Below are 15,741 nucleotides of genomic sequence, written 5' to 3' on the forward strand. Positions count from 1 at the left end.
GCCGGTGATTCCCGGTTCCGTGTGCATGGACCGGCGTCGGCCGGGCACACGTGGATCAGGCCCCGCCGCGTTCCCCCGTCGCGGCGGGGCTTTCCGCTGCCTCCCGCGCGAGTCGGTCGGTGACGTCCAGGAAGATCTGCTGTGCCTCGGGCACCGCGTGCGCGATCGACCGCTTGATGCGCACGGCGACCTCCTCCACCCGCTCGCTGTCCAGGCCCGGCATCAGGTCGACGCGGGCGGCCACCAGGGTGGAGTCGAGCCCGGTCTTCATCGTGAACAGCGCCTCGACACTGTCGATCTCCGGCTGGGCCCGCAGCAGCGAGCGGATCCGGCCGCTGGCCTCCGGGTCGGCGGCCTCGCCGATCAACTGGTCCCGTGCCTCGCGACCCAGCCGGTAGGCCACGTAGACGAGCAGCGTGCCGATGGCGAGCGAGGCGCATGCCTCCCACACGACCTGTCCCGTGACCATGTGCAGGATCATGCCGGTCATGGCGAGAGTCACCCCGAGGACCGCGGTGCCGTCCTCGGCGACGACCGTGCGCAGGGCCGGGTCGCGCAGGCCGGCGGTCACCCCGCCCTGGCGCCGCACCTGGTACAGGGCCCGCAGCAGGGAGGCTCCCTCGGCGAACAGGGCGACACCGAGCACGATCAGTCCGGCGACGTAGCCGCCGAGTTCCTCCTGGGCGCCGGTGCGCAGGGCCTCCACGCCCTGGAAGAAGGAGAAGCAGCCGCCCATGACGAAGATGCCGACGGCGGCCAGCAGCGACCAGAAGAAGCGTTCCTTGCCGTAGCCGAAGGGATGCCTGCGATCGGCGGGCCGACGGCTGCGGCGCAGTGCGGCGAGGAGGAAGACCTCGTTCATGCTGTCGGCGACCGAGTGCGCGGCCTCCGAGAGCAGCGCGGGTGAACCCGCGACGAAACCGCCCACCGCCTTGGCGGCGGCGATCACCAGGTTGGCCGCCAGGGCGACCAGCACGGTGATGCGTGTCCCGCGGTCGGCCTTGCGATGCTCCTGGCCCGCGGCCGTACCGCTGTCCTGGCCGCGGCCCGCGCGGTCGGTCTCCCGTTCCGGCGTTTCCTTCGATGCTGTCCCACTCACGAGGGGCCGACTGCCCCCACCCGCGTGGCTCACACCCGCCTTGCGGGTGGCCCACCAGTGGCCCGCCCGTGCCGACGGCCGAAAACGGGGAACGTGTCCACCAGAGCACACGGACGACCGGAAGGCAGGGCCATGAGCGGTGACGGCGGGACGCCCGGCAATAGCGGCTACGGCAGGAAGGCGTTCAAGCGGTCCAGGAGCCACTTCGCGGACCGGATCACCGCGGACGGCCGGGACGGCTGGCCGGTGGCGCCCGGCCGCTACCGGCTGGTGGTGAGCCGGGCCTGTCCGTGGGCGAGCCGGGCACTGGTGTCACGGCGGCTGCTCGGCCTGGAGGACGCCCTGTCCCTGGCGGTCGCCGATCCGATCCAGGACGACCGCAGCTGGCGGTTCACGCTGGACCCCGACGGCCGCGACCCGGTCCTCGGCATCCGCTACCTCAGCGAGGCCTACGACCGGCGGGAGACCGGCTACCCGGGCGGGGTGAGCGTGCCGGCGATCGTGGACGTACCCAGCGGGAAGCTGGTCACCAACGACTTCCAGCGGATCACCCTGGACCTGGCGACCGAGTGGACGTCCCTGCACCGCCCGGGCGCGCCCGACCTGTATCCCGAGGCGCTGCGCGACGAGATCGACGAAGTCATGGCGGGCGTCTACGAGGACGTCAACAACGGCGTGTACCGGGCGGGCTTCGCCACCGGCCAGGAGGAGTACGAGGAGGCCTGTGCGGGCGTGTTCCGGCGGCTGGAGCAGCTGACGCCGCGCCTGGAGCGGCAGCGCTACCTGGTCGGTGACACGATCACGGAGGCGGACATCCGGCTGTTCACCACGCTGGTCCGCTTCGACGCCGTCTACCACGGTCACTTCAAGTGCAACCGCTGGAAGCTGACCGAGAACGCGGTGCTGTGGGGGTACGTGCGCGACCTGTTCCAGACGCCGGGTTTCGGCGACACCGTCGACTTCGACCACATCAAACGTCACTACTACCAGGTGCACACCGGCATCAATCCGACCGCCGTCGTGCCCCTGGGCCCGGACCTGTCCGGTTGGCTCACGCCCCATCACCGTCAGGAACTGGGCGGCCGGCCGTTCGGCGACGGGACTCCGCCGGAGCCGGTCCGCGCCGAGGAGACGGTCCCGGTGCGGGGCAGGCCCTGACCGCGGGACCGACCAGGCAACCGATGTCACTCACCGAACGCAAGGAGATGCACGTGGGCAGGAAGAAGAAGTCGATGCCCTTCGCCTACAAGCCCGTCGGTTTCGTGCTGGGCTGGGCGGGCGGCGCGCTGGCCGGCATGGCCTTCCAGAAGACCTGGAAGGTGCTCCGGCACGAGGACGACGCGCCAGACGCGCTGGACCCGGACCGCAGCTGGGGGGAGATCCTGCTGGCCGCCGCGATCCAGGGCGCCATCTTCGCCGCGGTGCGCAGTGCCGTGGACCGCACGGGCGCCAAGGCCATCGAGCGCTCGACCGGCGTCTGGCCGGTCGGCGACAAGGGCGGCCGGGACTGAACCGAGCGGCAGACCCTTTCCGTCGGCGCCCGGCAGGTTCTACCCCTGCTTGGGCGCCGTCGGCGCGAGAGTGCCGCGCAGGGTGAAGGAGTGGCCCGCCGGATCCGAGAAGCCGCGTTCCTCGTGCGGGCCCGCCGGGTCCTTCGCCTCCACGGGGCGCCCACCGAGCCCCACGATCACACGCTCCGCCTCGTCCAGGTCGGCGACCACGAAGTCCAGGTGGACCTGGAGGGAGTTCTCGGGGCGGGGCCAGCTCGGCGGGGTGGCGTTGACGTCCCGGCGGAACGCCATGCGGAAATCGCCCGGCCCTTGTATCTCGATCCGGTTCGCGGTCGCCTCGCTCTCTTGCGCGCCCAGCAGCCCCTTGTAGAACTCGGCGAGCTTCTCGGGCTCGGCGCAGTCGAGCACCACGACGCCCGCGTTGACCAGTGCCATGTCTCCTCCGGAGGATTGCGGGCGCGAGGCGTTCGTGCCTCGCGTCCCGTACCTTGCGGATATCCCGGTCCGGCCGGATCAGTCGGCCGGCCGCCACCGGCCCTCGCGCATCACGTCGCGTCCCTCCAACTCGTCACCCTCGGGCCAGGCCTGGACGCGTTGAGGGCGGACGCGCAAGTACAGGTACGGCGTGGCGAGCGTCCTCGGGTCGAAGCCGGTCTTGGCGGCCGGCCGCAACCTCGCCGCGAGCGGACGGGCGCGGGTCGGCACCGGGCCGGGTGGGGCTGGCGGCGGGAGTGGAGAACAGCAGGCAGGAGCCGTTCCAGAGGAAGGACAGGGGGACCAGGTACGGCCTGCCCGAGGCGCCGTCGGCCGTGGCCACCCAGGCGTCCACGTCGTGCTCCAGACGGTGCAGGGTGTCGTGCCGGCGCTGACCGGCGCTGCGGGCCGGCGGCGGGGTCATCTGCGGGGCCTCCTGATGCGACGTCACGATCGACTGGTCCCCGGTCGTGGCGGGGCGTCCCGGCAGTAACGAAGATCACGACGGGGCGTCGTGTAGATCATTCCGGGTCGGGGCAGCCTCGTATCGCTTCTCGGTTCAACTTTCGGACCGGGAAGTCCAGTTCGAGTGTGCGGGCGACCCGGTGGCCGTCCGCTCGCAGGGCGGGGGGACTCTGCGTTCCGTCTCCCGAAAGGAAGCACATGCCTCAGGACGTCCGGTTCGACCTCCCCTTCGACACCCCGGTCAGCCCGCACCTGGCCCCTGCCCGCGACCTTCATCTGCGCTGGGTGCGCGAGCGGGGGCTGGTGCGCAGCCGGGCCGGTTTCGAGGAGTACGAGTCCTGGGACCTCGCCGGGGCAGCGGCCCGGACGTACCCGTACGCGTCGGCGGACGACATGGTCGTCCTGATGAACTGGTTCTCCTTGGCCTTCCTCTTCGACGACCAGTTCGACGCCGGCCGTCCGGACCGAGCGGAGCGCATAGCGGAGGTGGCGCGTGAGCTCATCGCCACACCACTTCGCCCGGCGGGTACCGCGCCACGCGTGGAGTGCCCCATCACCCTGGCCTGGGCGGAAGTCTGGGACCACCTCTCGGATGGCATGTCCCTGACGTGGAAATCCCGGTTCGCCGCCTCCTGGGGCCGGTTCCTGGTGGCGCACTGCGAGGAGGTCGACCTGGCGGCCGGCGGACGGGCCGGGACGCTCGGCCTCGCCGACTACACCGCCTTCCGGCGCCGTACGGTCGGCATCCACCACAGCATCGACGCGGGCGAGCGCAGCCGCGGCTTCGAGGTGCCGGCCGCGGCGATGGCGCATCCCCTGATGGAACGGCTGCGGGACCTGGCCGCGGACACCATCGGCTTCATGAACGACATCCACTCCTTCGAGCGCGAGCGGCGCCGCGGGGACGGCCACAACCTCATCGCCGTCCTGCACCGGGAACGGGGCTGCTCCTGGCAGGAGGCGGCCGACGAGGCGTACCGCATGACGACCGCCTGCCTCGACGAGTACGTGGCCCTGGAGGCCCGGGTGCCCGGGATGTGCGACGAACTGGGTCTGGACGCTCGGGAGCGGGCCCGGGTGGTGATGGGCGTGGAGGCCATCCAGCACTGGATCAACGGCAACTACGAGTGGGCACTGACCACCGGCCGGTATGCGGCGGCCAAGGAGGGCCCGGTGGCCACGGCCGAACTGGCCGGGCGGGGCTCGGTGGACGACCTGCTGACGGTGTGAGGCGGGCGCGCCGCCCGGCCGGAGGGATCCGGCCGGGCGGCGGCGTCCCACGGCCGCCGCACGGTGGCACGGTCAGACGGCGAACTCGACCGGCAGGCTGTCCAGCCGTGACTCCCAGGTGGAGGCGGTGGAGGTGAGTTCGGCCGGCGGCACGGCCAGGCGCAGCCCGGGCAGACGGTGCAGCAGGACGTCGACGGCCGTCTCGATGATGGCCTGGCCGATGTTCTGCCCCGGACATTCGTGGGGGCCCGCGCTGAAGGCGAGGTGCGAGGCGTTGCCCTGGACCGAGACGGCGGAGTCGGGGCGGATCTCGGGGTCGTGGTTGCCCGCGGCGAGGCCCAGTATCAGCAGGTCGCCCTCCTTGACCGGGCAGCCGCCGAGTTCCAGGTCGGCGGTGGCGAACCGGCCGGGCAGCACGGCGAGCGGCGGGGAGTTCCACATCACCTCCTCCACGACCGAGGACATGTTCAACTGCCCGCTCACCAGGCCGGACAGCCAGGTGGTGTCGCTGAGGACGAGCTGGAGCACCCGCGCCAGCAGGTTGCTGGTCGTGGTGTGGGCGGTGATCAGCACGAGGCGCAAGTGGTTGACGATCTCGTCCTCGTCCAGGCCGGCGTGGTGCTCGATCAGGCCGGAGGTGAAGTCGGACCCGGGTTCCGCGCGCTTGCGCTCGGCGAGTTCACCGAGGATGCCCACGATGTGCTCGTTGTGCGTGAGGGCGTCCGCGCCGCCCTTGATCACCTGGTTGCTGGACTCGGCGAGGCTGCGCCCCTCCCGCTCGGCGAGTCCGAAGACGCGGGTCAGGACCAGCATCGGCAGATACTCGGAGAAGTCGGCCACCAGGTCGGCGCGGCCCGCGTCGGCGAACGCGTCGATCTGCTTGTTGGCGAAGTGCGTGGCATGGCGGCGGATGCCCCGGCCGGCGACGGCGTACAGGTTGTCCGTGACGGCGGTGCGCAGCCTGCGGTGCGGTTCGCCGTCCTGGGAGACGCAGTCGGGGCGCCAGCCCACCATCTGCATCAGCGGGGACGCCGCCTCGATGCGGCCGTCCCGGAAGTCCCGCCAGATCCGTGAGTCCCGGCTGAACTGGAGGGGGTTGTCCAGCACCCGCCGGTTCTCCCGGTAGCCGAGCACCAGCCAGGCGGGGACGTCGCCCTCCAGCAGCACCGGTGCGACGGAGCCGTGCTCCCTGCGCAGACGGGCGTATATCCGGTGCGGGTCGGTCGCCGCGTCGGGGCCGTAGAGCCGGGTGACGCCCTCCCCGTGGGCGACGGGGCAGCCGCCGCCGGTGGCGCCGGGCGGGGTCTGGTCGTCGGTCATCGGGGCTCCAGGGCTGCGGACGAGCGGTCCTTCAGGTGCCGTATCAGGGTGACGAGCACGTCGCGGCTGGCGGTGCGGTCGCGGGCGTCGAAGGTCACGACGGGGGTGTGCGGAGGGATGTCGAGGGCGTCGCGGATCTCCTCGACCGGGTAGTCCCGGGAGTCGGGGAAGACGTTGAGGGCGATGACGAAGGGGACCTTCTGCCGCTCCATCTCCTCGATCGCCCGGAAGCTGGAGGCCAGCCGCCGCGTGTCGACCAGGACGACCGCCCCGAGCGCTCCCTTGAACAGGCCGTTCCACAGGAACCAGAACCGCTCCTGGCCCGGGGTGCCGAACAGGTACAGCATCAGCGTGTCGTTGAGGCTGATCTTGCCGAAGTCCAGGCTGACGGTGGTCTGCGTCTTGTCGGCGACGCCGATGAGGTGGTCGACGTCGGCGCTGGCCTGGGTGAGGGTCTCCTCGGTGGTCAGCGGCTTGATGTCGCTGACGGAGCGGACCATGGTGGTCTTGCCCGTGCCGAAGCCGCCGGCGATCATCACCTTCACCGAGCGGGTGTCCCCCTCCCCCGGCGTCGGTGACCCCGGTCGGTCAAAGCCTTTCAAGTCCACTGAGTACCTCCTCAAGGAGCGCGAGGTCGGGCCCGCGGCCGGCGTCGTGCGCCGGGATGGGATCACGGGCTTCGACGCGGCCCGCCTGGAGCAGGTCGGACAGCAGCACCGCGAGAATGTTGAACGGCAGGTGGAGGTGGGCGCCGAGCTCGGCCACCGACAGCGGTTCGCGGCAGCGCCGGAGAATTTCCTCGTGCTCGTGCTGCATGCCCGGTAAGGGGGCGGCCCGGGAGACGACGAGGGTCGCCACGTCGAGGGTCGACGCCGAACCGCCCGGCCCGCTGCGCCCGCCGGTGAGGACGTAGTAGCGCTCGAGGCCGGACGGATCGGTCGGTCGGCGGGGAGCACTCATCCAGAGTGCTCCTCCTGGCGCGGAGTGGTGCCGAGGAGCTCACCCATCCGGCGGGCCAGGTCGCGCATCTGATGGCCGAGCAGGCCCTGGTCGAGGCCTTCGCGCGCGAGGACGCCGAGGTACGTCTCCAGGCCCGCCCGGACCACGAAGAGGTGCCCGCCGTCCACTTCGATCATCGCGAGGCGTAGTTGACCCGCGTGCTGCGGGAACTGCTCGGCGACCGGCTGGGCCAGTGCCTGCAGTCCGGCCACCACGGCGGCGAAACGGTCCACGTCGTCGGGGTCTTCGGCGCCGTAGGAGGTGATGGCCTTGCCGTCGCTGGAGGCCACAAGCGCGAAGCGGATCTCCTGGATGCTCTCCACAAGGTCGCGGAGCGCCCAGCTCACGTCGGTTCCCTGGTGCGTCATGGGGACTAGTCGCTCTCTTCAGTGCGGTACTCGGTGGACGCGCCACCGGCGGTCGTGTCACGGGCCTCGGCGGCCCCGGTCGGCGGTGCGGCCTCGGTCGCCGGGCCGGCGTCGCGCCCGGCGGTGGCGAAGGCCGCCAGGCCGGCGAAGGACGCGTCCGGCGGAACGGCGGACCGCTCGTATGGGCCGGGCCGGGCGTCGTACGTGACGGAGCCCGGAGCCGATGAGGGCACAGGCGGGTGCGCCTCGGCGTGGGTCGGCTCGCCGCGCCTGCTCCGGCGCCGGGGCAGGCCGCCCGGGGTGGTTTCCACGGTGTCGCCTCCGGTCGGGGCCGGGGCGCCGACCGGTCCGGGAGCCGGGGCCGCGGCGGCGGGAGCTGCGGGGGCGGCCGGCCAGGCCTCGCCGGTGACGTCGGTGGCCTGCGGAGCCTGAGGTGCGGCGGTGGCGGCCGCCGGCAGCGGGCTGAAGTACTTGTGGGGTACAACGACAACGACAGACGTACCCAGCCACGGCGAGTCGGCGAAGGTGACCCGGATGCCGTAGCGCCGGGCGAGGGCACCGACGACGCGGAGGCCGATGTTGGCGTCCTCCGAGATGCCGCCGAGCCCCGGGCCGGGCGAGGTGCCCGCGAGGGCGTGTTCGGCCTCGCGCTTCTTCTCCTCGCTCAGGCCCTTTCCGGAGTCCTGGATCTCGATGCCGACGCCGTTGGGCACCTCCTTGCCGGAGACGACCACCGGCTCGGTGGGCGGCGAGTAGCGCGCGGCGTTGTCCAGCAGGTGCGCGAAGATCAGCGTGAGGTGGTCCACCAGACCGCCGTCGACCCCGAGCTCGGGCAGATGATGCAGCTGGACGCGGTGGAAGTCCTTGATCCGGCCGATGCCGCCGCGCATCACGCTCAGCAGGCGCTGCGGCTCCTGCCACTGCCGCCCGGGCCGGTCGGAGCCGCCGAGCACGCCGATGCTGGCGGCGAGGCAGTCCGCGGGACCGATGGCCTGGTCGAGTTCCATCAGCCCCCGGGCGACGGCCGGCAGGCGCCCGTGCTCGCCCTGCATCTCGTGCAGGCGGCCACGGAGTTTGCTGGTCAGGACGTGGATGCGGTTGCCCACGCCGATGACCGCCTGCTCGGCGGAGGTGGACCGGTCGAACTCCGCCTCCACACCGATCAGCGCGGCCCTGAGGACCTTGCGCAGCTCGGCCTGGAGGTCGGCGCCGACCTTCGCGCACTGCTCGACGGTGGGCAGGATGTCGTCGATGGCGTCGCCGGCCCGCAGCCTGCGCATCGCCTCGGGCAGTTGCTCGTCGGCGAGCCGGGCCACCGCGGAGAGCTGGTGGTCCAGCCGCTCCTGCCAAGCCTCGGTCTGCTCGGCGAGGCGGGCCTCGTAAGCGGTGACCTGCTCGGCCAGCCGGCCCTCGGCGGTCCGGGAGTGCTCCGCCAACTGTGCCTCGTACGTCTGCGCCTGCTCGGTGAGCTGCGCTTCCAGGGCGGCACGCTCGGCGGAGGACTTCCGCTCGAGGCCGGCCACGTGCTGCTGCCACTGCTGGGAGTGCTCGGCCTGCGCCGCGCGGTGCGCGTCCTCGGCCCGGCGCAGCTGCGCCCGGGTGCGCAGGAGCAGGCGTACGCACAGGGTGCCGGCCGCCGTCGCCGCCACACCGGCGACGGCCGCGGTTATTCGCTCCGAGCTCATGAACGTGGCGGCTACCGTCCCGCCTCCCAGGCCCAGCGGCATCAGCCACCAGCTGTACCAGGCGACAGGGGCCCGCGCCGCCGGTGGCGGAGTGGCGAGTTCCATCTGCATCCTTCGAACAAAACGATCGAACACGGGGGGGGTGTGCAAGGGGACCGCACTCATGAGTACGCACCGTGAGCCGACCCGTCGCGATCGCGTCAACTCACAGCGCCGATCGGGAGCTTATCGGTTGTGTAGCCGAAAAGATCAAATTCCAGGTCCGGTGGAAGTGAGGATTCCGTCACGCTCCGCCAGGGGTCGTCAGGCCAACAAATCCTATGCCCCACAGGCAAGTTGGGCGACAGAAGCAGGGCGGGCGACCGGTTGGCGGACGAGAGCCCGGGGCGGCGGGCACGGGCGTGGACGCGGCCGGAGTGTGCGGATGGCGACGACCGGATGAGGCCGCTCGCCCGATGACCGGGCATGGCCCCTCGCCCCGACGAACGGGCAAGGCCCCTTCCCTCCGGATGCCCGACGCTCCGCGGAATGACACGATCGCGTCGGAGGTTGCAGACCGTGCCGTTGGAACCACTCTCGATCTGCGAGGTTCTTGATGAACACCATGCGCGCCATCAGCCAGGACGCCCTCGGCGGCCCCGAGGTCCTGAAGGAGGTGCGCCAGGACCGCCCCGAGCCGCGCCCGAACGAGGTGCTGGTGCGGGTGCGGGCCGCCGGCGTCAACCCGACCGACTGGAAGCACCGGGCGAACGGCGGCTTCCTCGGCGAGCCTCCGTTCGTCCTGGGATGGGACGTCTCGGGCGTGGTGGAGGCGGTCGGGATCGGGGTCGCCGCCTTCCGGCCGGGCGACGAGGTCTTCGGCATGCTGTCCTATCCGTTCGGCCACGGGTCGCACGCGGAGTACGTCGCCGCCCCCGCGCGCACCTTCACGCACAAGCCGGCCGGGATCGACCACGTCCAGGCCGGCGCCCTCCCGCTGGTCTCGCTGACGGCGTGGCAGGCGCTGGTGGAGCGCGCCGACGTCCGGCCGGGACAGCGGGTGCTGGTCCACGCGGCGGCCGGGGGCGTGGGCCACGTGGCCGTGCAGATCGCCAAGGCCCGCGGCGCCCATGTGATCGGCACCGCCAGCGCCGGCAAGCACGAGTTCCTGCGCTCCCTCGGCGTGGACGAGCCGCTGGACTACCGGGAGACCGACTTCGCCGAGGCCGTGAAGGACGTCGACGTGGTCCTGGACACGATCGGCGGTGACACGTCGCTGCGTTCGCTGCGCGTGCTGCGCCCGGGCGGAGTGGTGGTGTCGATCCTGCCGGTCGGTTCGGACGAGTTCTACGAGGAGGCCGAGCGGCTCGGCGTGCGCGCGGTGCGGATGCTGGTCGACGCCGACCGGGCCGACATGTGGGAGATCGCCGGCCTGGTGGAGTCCGGGAAGCTGCGGGCGGCGGTGGAGCGGACGTTCCCGCTCGCCGACGCGGCCCAGGCGCACGCGCTGGGTGAGACGGGCCGCACCACGGGCAAGCTCGTGCTCGTCGTGGATTGATCTGCGCGCGGGGCGACCGCACGACCGGACGAGCCGGGAGGTAACCGGTCGACCGGTCGCCCCGGTGTGAGATTTCGATGACATATGTCAATCGAACATGCTCAAACTCGCTCGATCGGGGTAACTTCCCGAGCGGAACAGACGGTTGATACCCGGAAGGCTGGAGGCGAGGTCGTCGTGCGGCAGGAACCCGCGTCGCCCACCCGGCACCTGCGTGTGCTCCACGACCGGGGACACACCGTGCTGGAGTTCCTGGGAGAGATCGACATCGCGTCCGCCGCGGAGATCGTCCCGCACCTGGACCGGGAGACGGGCCGCCCCGGCGCCCTGGTGGTGCTGGACCTGGGCGGCATCGAGTTCTTCGACTGCTCCGGGTTGCGGCTCCTGTACCGGGCCCGGCACCGGGTACTCGACGGGGGCGGGGAGGTGCACCTGGTGTGCGCCCACCCGCTGACCCTGCGCATGCTGCGGATCACCGGCCTGGCGGAGGTGCTGCCGCCGCGGCCGACCCTGGACGAGGTGTTCGGCGTCAGCCGGCAGACGGGGCGTCGAACAGGGCACTGACCGACTCCCCGTTGTGGATGCGGCGCACGGCCTCGGCCAGCGCCGGGGCGATGGACAGGATCCGCAGCTTCTCCGTGTGGTCGTCCACCGGCACCGGGACGGTGTTGGTGCACACGATCTCCAGCACGTCCGGCTGCTCGCTGAGCCGCCCCAGCGCGCCGTCCGCGAACAGTCCGTGCGTGCAGGCCAGGCGGATCGTGCGCGGACCCGCCTCCCGCAGCCGGTCGAGCAGCTCCAGCACCGTGCTGCCCTTCGCGATCTCGTCGTCGAGCACGATGACGTCCCGGCCGGCGACGTCCCCGATCACGGCGCTGATGCTCACCCGGTCGTCGGCGAACCGCTGCTTGGCGCCGGCCGCGACCTGTGCACCGAGCATCCGGGCGAACGCGGCGGCCTCCTTGGCGTTGCCCAGGTCCGGCGAGACGACCGTCGTACGGGAGAGGTCGTACTGCCTGAAGTGCGTGGCCAGCTCCCGCAGCGCGTGCAGGTGGTCGACCGGGACCGAGAAGAAGCCGTGCACCTGCGGCGCGTGCAGGGTCACGGCGAGGACCCGGCTCGCGCCCGCCGCCACCAGCAGGTCCGCCACCAGACGCCCGCCGAGCGAGATGCGCGGCGCGTCCTTCTTGTCGGAGCGGGCGTAGGAGTAGTGCGGCATGACGACGGTGATGCGGCCGGCCGACGCCCCGCGGGCCGCGTCGCACATCAGCAGCAGCTCCACCAGGTGCTCCTGGACCGGCTTGACCAGGGGCTGGAGCAGGAAGACGTCCCGCTCGCGGCAGTTGGCCCGCAGCTGCACCTGCAGGCAGTCGTTGGCGAACCGGCTGACCCGGGTGGGGCTGAGCGGCACGCCCAGCTGCGCGCAGACCTCCTGGGACAGCTCGGGGTGGGCACTACCGCTGAACACGGCGATGTCTCGCACGGACCGCTCCTCGCGTGATCGTGTCCGGTCGGGAGCCTCAGCTCACGGAAATCCGGTTGCGGCGAACCCGGGGTACGGCGTCATGATGGCGCCGTCCGTGTTCCCTCAGGTCAGGATCCCTCGCATGCGCCGACTCCTCGGAAACCCCCAGTGCCCCTTCCGGCCCATGGTTCTCGAGGACTCCACCCCGCATGCAGATCCCGCGCGACTCGCACACCCCGCACACCCTGAACATCGGCATCCTGGCCCATGTCGACGCCGGTAAGACCGGAACGGCTGCTGTTCGACCACGGCGCCGTCGACCGGCTCGGGAGCGTCGATGCCGGCGACACCCGTACGGACGACGGCGCGATCGAGCGCCGCCGCGGCATCAGCGTCCGCTCCGCCGTCGCCGCCTTCACCGTCGGCGACACCCAGGTCAACCTGATCGACACGCCTGGGCACTCCGACTTCGTCACCGAGGTCGAACGTGCCCTGGGGGTCCTCGACGGCGCGGTGCTGCTGTCCGCCGTGGAGGGCGTACAGGCGCGCACCCGGCTGCTGATGCGCACCCTCAGGCGACTGCGGCTGCCCACGCTGGTCTTCGTCAACGAGATCGACCGGGCCGGCGCACGCACCGGCGACCTGCTCGGCGACATCCGGCGCCTGCTGACCCCGCACGTCGCGCCGCTCACCCAGGTCACGGGCGCCGGCACCGCGCGCGCCCGGGTCACCCGCCGTCCGCCGGACGAGCGGACCGCCGAGGCGCTCGCCGAGGTAGACCCCGACATCACTGGTGGACGGTCCCGCGCCGACCGCCGGGGACCTGACCGCCGCGCTCGCCGCCCGCACCGCCGACGGATCGTTCCACCCGCTGTACCACGGCTCCGCGCTCGGCGGTCAGGGCGTCGCCGAGCTGGTCGAGGACCTGGGCCGGCTGGTCCCGGTCGCCCCGCCCCCGACGGACGGCGCCGCGACTCCCCGGGGCACGGTGTTCGCCGTGCGCCCCGGACCCGGCGGCGAGCGGACGGCGTACCTGCGGCTGTACGACGGTGAGGTGCGCCCGCGTCAGCGACTGACGTTTCCTGCGTCGCGAGGCCGACGGCCGGACCACCGAGCTCCCCGGCCGGGTGACGCGCCTGGACGTGGTCGGCGGGGCGGGCATACTCACAGCCGGGAACATCGCGGCCCTCGGCGTCCCCGGCGGTCCGCGCGTCGGCGACCGGCTCGGCGACCTGACCGACCGCGCACCGCAGTTCGCCCCACCGACGCTGCAGACACTGGTCTTGGCCCGGCGCCCCGAGCAGGCGGCCCCACTGCGCTCCGCCCTGCTCACGCTGGACGACCAGGACCCGCTGCTGCACGCCCGCCCGGAGGCGTCCGGCGCCACCGCCCTGCTCCTGTACGGCGAGGTCCAGATGGAGGTGCTCGCGGCGACGCTGGCCGAGGACTTCGGCATCGAGGCGGAGTTCGCGCCGGGCCGCGTGCGGTTCCTGGAACGTCCGGCCGGGGTCGGCGAGGCGGTGGAGGAGAAGCCGTGGCTCGACCGCACCCGGTACTGGGCGACGATCGGGCTGCGCGTGGCGCCGGGGCCGCGCGGCTCGGGTGGCGTGTTCACCTACGAGACGGAGCTGGTGGCGCTTCCCCGGGCATTCCACCAGGCGGTCGAGGAGACCGTGTACGCCACCCTGCTGACCGGCCTGGACGGCGCCGCGGTCACCGACTACCGGGTCACGCTGACCCGTTCCGGTTTCAGCTCGCCGGTCAGCACGGCCGCCGACTTCCGCGGACTGACCCCGATCGTGCTGCGCCGGGCACTGCGGCGGGCGGGGACCCGGCTCTACGGGCCGTACCACTCCTTCGAGGCGGAGGTCCCGGCGGACGCGCTGGGTCCGGTGACGGCCCAGCTGGCGGCGCTGGGCGCCGACTTCAGCGGCACGACGGGCGGCGCCCCTGGCTGGCTGATCACCGGTGAGCCACCGGCCCGGCGGGTGCGGGAGGCCGAGCTGCGCCTGCCGGGGCTGACCCGCGGGGAGGCGGTCTGGTCGTCCCGTCCGGCGGCGGACCGGCCACTGAAGCCGTCCCACTGAACGGCCGAACGCGCCCCCGCGCCCCCGATTCCCCTCGCCCGGCTCCAACCTCCCTGTCTGTCAGTGGAGACGGGGGGCATCCGGAAGGCAGGAAGGAGGGCCGTCGCCATGACGACTCCCGTCAGGAAGCTCCCCCGGCGCGTGCCCGGATGGGCGAAGGTGCTGAGTGCGTTCTCGCTGGTCCTCGTCGTGCTGTTCGCGGGATTCCGGCTGAGCCTCGTGCCGGGGCTGAAGGACGTGTTCGGCACCGAGACCCACGACCGCTCGGGCCCCGCGCTGCTGGAGTCGGTCCAGGACCTCAGCCGTTACGAGGCCGCCTCCGGCACCTTCCAGGTCGTCGTGGACCTGGAGAAGGACGCGAAGTTCCTGCCGGACGCGGTCCGGGGCACCCGCACCCTGTACGTCGGCGCGGGCACCGTCGACGCCTACGTCGACCTCGGGAAGGTGGGCGAGGAGGACGTGACGGTCGACGGCGACCGCACCGCGGCCACGCTCCGGCTGCCGCACGCCGCGCTCGGCGAGCCGGCCCTCGACCCCGAGCGCTCCTACGCCGTGTCCAAGCAGCGCGGGCTCCTCGACCGTTTCGGCGACCTGTTCTCCGACAACCCCAACGGCGAACAGGCCGTGCAGAGGCTCGCGGCCCGGCACATCGCCGACGCCGCGAAGGACAGCGAGCTGAAGGCGCGCGCGGAGAGCAACACCACGGCGATGCTCAAGGGCCTGCTGCACTCCCTCGGCTTCGAGAAGGTACGGGTGACCTACGGGTCCTGACGGGCGGGAACCACCCCGCATCCTCGCCGTGTCAGCGGGTAACCGCTGCACCACACGGGGAAGTTGACGACTGGAGGACCGAATGGCTCGTGCCGCCTCAGGGCCGCGTTCCCTGCTGCGCCCCCGTGCCGCCGAGGCCGGGGACGCCGACCGGCGCGAACGGCGCCCGCTCGTTCTTGGGTTGCGCCTGCTGGCGACGGCGTGCGCGTTCGTCTTCATGGTGGCGTTCGCGGTGGTGCTGGCGCGGCTGACGCTGCACCCCTCCCCCGCCTCCGAGGCGCTGACCCACACCAACATGCGTCCCGGCAGCTCGCTGCGGGCCTATCTGGACCAGCCGGCGCTGCGGGACGCCGTGAAGCAGATCGGCGGCAACCTGCTGCTGGGCGTGCCGTTCGGCGTGCTGGTTCCGCTCGTGGCCCCGCGCACGCGGGGGCTGCTGAGGGTGCTGCTGCTGACGGCCGTGGTGATGCTGATGGTGGAGTTCGCGCAGGGTGCCCTGGTCACCGGGCGGGCATTCGACATCGACGACGTCATCCTCAACACCACGGGAGCGTTGACCGGTTACCTGCTCCTGGGCCGGCGGATGAGCCGTGCGGTGCACGCGCGCCGACCCCGCGACTGAGAGGACGAGAGGTGGTCCGTACCAAGGTATTGACCACCCCTCATCTCACCCCTTAAACCAAGAGGCGGCACCCTTACCCCCCACCTCGGTCGGCGCTCCCGTCCCCGG

The 15,741-nt window shown here is 72.2% G+C and carries 16 protein-coding genes and 1 pseudogene; 8 read left to right on the forward strand and 9 right to left on the reverse strand.

The window, feature by feature from the left end:
• Positions 1 to 55: 55 nt before the first annotated feature.
• Positions 56 to 976, reverse strand: a complete 921-nt coding sequence (locus IE142_RS09945) for a cation diffusion facilitator family transporter (protein WP_191885513.1) — start codon at positions 974 to 976, stop codon at positions 56 to 58.
• Positions 977 to 1,231: 255 nt separating this feature from the next.
• Between IE142_RS09945 and IE142_RS09950 the strand changes: the two genes are divergently transcribed.
• Both IE142_RS09950 and IE142_RS09955 read left to right on the forward strand, forming a co-directional pair.
• The gene (locus IE142_RS09950; RefSeq protein ID WP_191885346.1) at positions 1,232 to 2,257 is read left to right on the forward strand and encodes a glutathione S-transferase family protein; all 1,026 of its coding nucleotides are present in this window, start codon (positions 1,232 to 1,234) and stop codon (positions 2,255 to 2,257) included.
• 23 nt (positions 2,258 to 2,280) lie between these two features.
• On the forward strand, positions 2,281 to 2,610 hold the full coding sequence (locus IE142_RS09955; RefSeq protein WP_052412395.1) for a DUF4235 domain-containing protein: 330 nt from the start codon (positions 2,281 to 2,283) through the stop codon (positions 2,608 to 2,610).
• Between the two features lie 39 nt (positions 2,611 to 2,649).
• On the opposite strand, the gene IE142_RS09960 is transcribed toward IE142_RS09955, so the two are convergent.
• Both IE142_RS09960 and IE142_RS09965 read right to left on the reverse strand, forming a co-directional pair.
• The gene (locus IE142_RS09960; protein ID WP_191885347.1) at positions 2,650 to 3,045 is read right to left on the reverse strand and encodes a VOC family protein; all 396 of its coding nucleotides are present in this window, start codon (positions 3,043 to 3,045) and stop codon (positions 2,650 to 2,652) included.
• Positions 3,046 to 3,178: 133 nt separating this feature from the next.
• Entirely contained in the window at positions 3,179 to 3,535 is a 357-nt protein-coding gene (locus IE142_RS09965; RefSeq protein WP_306432534.1) for a hypothetical protein, read from the reverse strand.
• 212 nt (positions 3,536 to 3,747) lie between these two features.
• Between IE142_RS09965 and IE142_RS09970 the strand changes: the two genes are divergently transcribed.
• Complete coding sequence (locus IE142_RS09970) at positions 3,748 to 4,779, forward strand: 7-epi-alpha-eudesmol synthase (protein WP_191885348.1); 1,032 nt, start codon at positions 3,748 to 3,750, stop codon at positions 4,777 to 4,779.
• Between the two features lie 72 nt (positions 4,780 to 4,851).
• Here IE142_RS09970 and IE142_RS09975 read toward each other — a convergent pair whose 3' ends face one another.
• Genes IE142_RS09975 through IE142_RS09995 form a run of 5 tightly spaced genes read right to left on the reverse strand, consistent with a single transcriptional unit; the run spans position 4,852 to position 9,256 of the window.
• Positions 4,852 to 6,099, reverse strand: a complete 1,248-nt coding sequence (locus IE142_RS09975) for a cytochrome P450 (protein ID WP_043384369.1) — start codon at positions 6,097 to 6,099, stop codon at positions 4,852 to 4,854.
• Positions 6,096 to 6,707 carry a GTP-binding protein gene (locus tag IE142_RS09980; protein WP_191885349.1) on the reverse strand — a complete coding sequence of 204 codons (612 nt, stop codon included), beginning with the start codon at positions 6,705 to 6,707 and terminating at the stop codon, positions 6,096 to 6,098. Before IE142_RS09980 ends, IE142_RS09975 begins: the two co-directional genes overlap by 4 nt.
• A complete protein-coding gene (locus IE142_RS09985) occupies positions 6,688 to 7,059 on the reverse strand; it encodes a DUF742 domain-containing protein (protein ID WP_043384375.1) in 372 nt (123 codons plus the stop codon). The genes IE142_RS09980 and IE142_RS09985 overlap by 20 nt, the downstream gene beginning before the upstream one ends.
• On the reverse strand, positions 7,056 to 7,466 hold the full coding sequence (locus IE142_RS09990; protein ID WP_019327713.1) for a roadblock/LC7 domain-containing protein: 411 nt from the start codon (positions 7,464 to 7,466) through the stop codon (positions 7,056 to 7,058). Before IE142_RS09990 ends, IE142_RS09985 begins: the two co-directional genes overlap by 4 nt.
• A gap of 5 nt (positions 7,467 to 7,471) precedes the next feature.
• Positions 7,472 to 9,256 carry an ATP-binding protein gene (locus IE142_RS09995; RefSeq protein WP_191885350.1) on the reverse strand — a complete coding sequence of 595 codons (1,785 nt, stop codon included), beginning with the start codon at positions 9,254 to 9,256 and terminating at the stop codon, positions 7,472 to 7,474.
• A 490-nt stretch (positions 9,257 to 9,746) separates the two neighbouring features.
• On the opposite strand from IE142_RS09995, the gene IE142_RS10000 reads away from it, so the two are divergent.
• Entirely contained in the window at positions 9,747 to 10,688 is a 942-nt protein-coding gene (locus tag IE142_RS10000; protein ID WP_191885351.1) for an NADP-dependent oxidoreductase, read from the forward strand.
• 177 nt (positions 10,689 to 10,865) lie between these two features.
• Positions 10,866 to 11,252, forward strand: coding sequence for an anti-sigma factor antagonist (locus IE142_RS10005; protein WP_191885352.1), 387 nt, complete (start codon positions 10,866 to 10,868; stop codon positions 11,250 to 11,252).
• Here the strand turns inward: IE142_RS10005 and IE142_RS10010 are convergent.
• Complete coding sequence (locus tag IE142_RS10010) at positions 11,218 to 12,171, reverse strand: ribose-phosphate diphosphokinase (RefSeq protein ID WP_191885353.1); 954 nt, start codon at positions 12,169 to 12,171, stop codon at positions 11,218 to 11,220. The genes IE142_RS10005 and IE142_RS10010 overlap by 35 nt on opposite strands.
• A gap of 191 nt (positions 12,172 to 12,362) precedes the next feature.
• Between IE142_RS10010 and otr(A) the strand changes: the two are divergent.
• The 3 genes and pseudogenes from otr(A) to IE142_RS10025 all read left to right on the forward strand — a co-directional run bounded on the left by otr(A) (position 12,363) and on the right by IE142_RS10025 (position 15,633).
• Positions 12,363 to 14,240: pseudogene (gene otr(A), locus IE142_RS10015) on the forward strand (tetracycline resistance ribosomal protection protein Otr(A)).
• Between the two features lie 108 nt (positions 14,241 to 14,348).
• Entirely contained in the window at positions 14,349 to 15,011 is a 663-nt protein-coding gene (locus tag IE142_RS10020; protein ID WP_191885354.1) for a DUF4230 domain-containing protein, read from the forward strand.
• Between the two features lie 82 nt (positions 15,012 to 15,093).
• Positions 15,094 to 15,633 (forward strand): VanZ family protein, encoded by a 540-nt coding sequence (locus IE142_RS10025; protein WP_191885355.1) that lies wholly within the window; start codon positions 15,094 to 15,096, stop codon positions 15,631 to 15,633.
• Positions 15,634 to 15,741 lie beyond the last annotated feature (108 nt).

The organism is Streptomyces mutabilis (assembly GCF_014649815.1).
GTDB classification, from domain to species: domain Bacteria; phylum Actinomycetota; class Actinomycetes; order Streptomycetales; family Streptomycetaceae; genus Streptomyces; species Streptomyces mutabilis.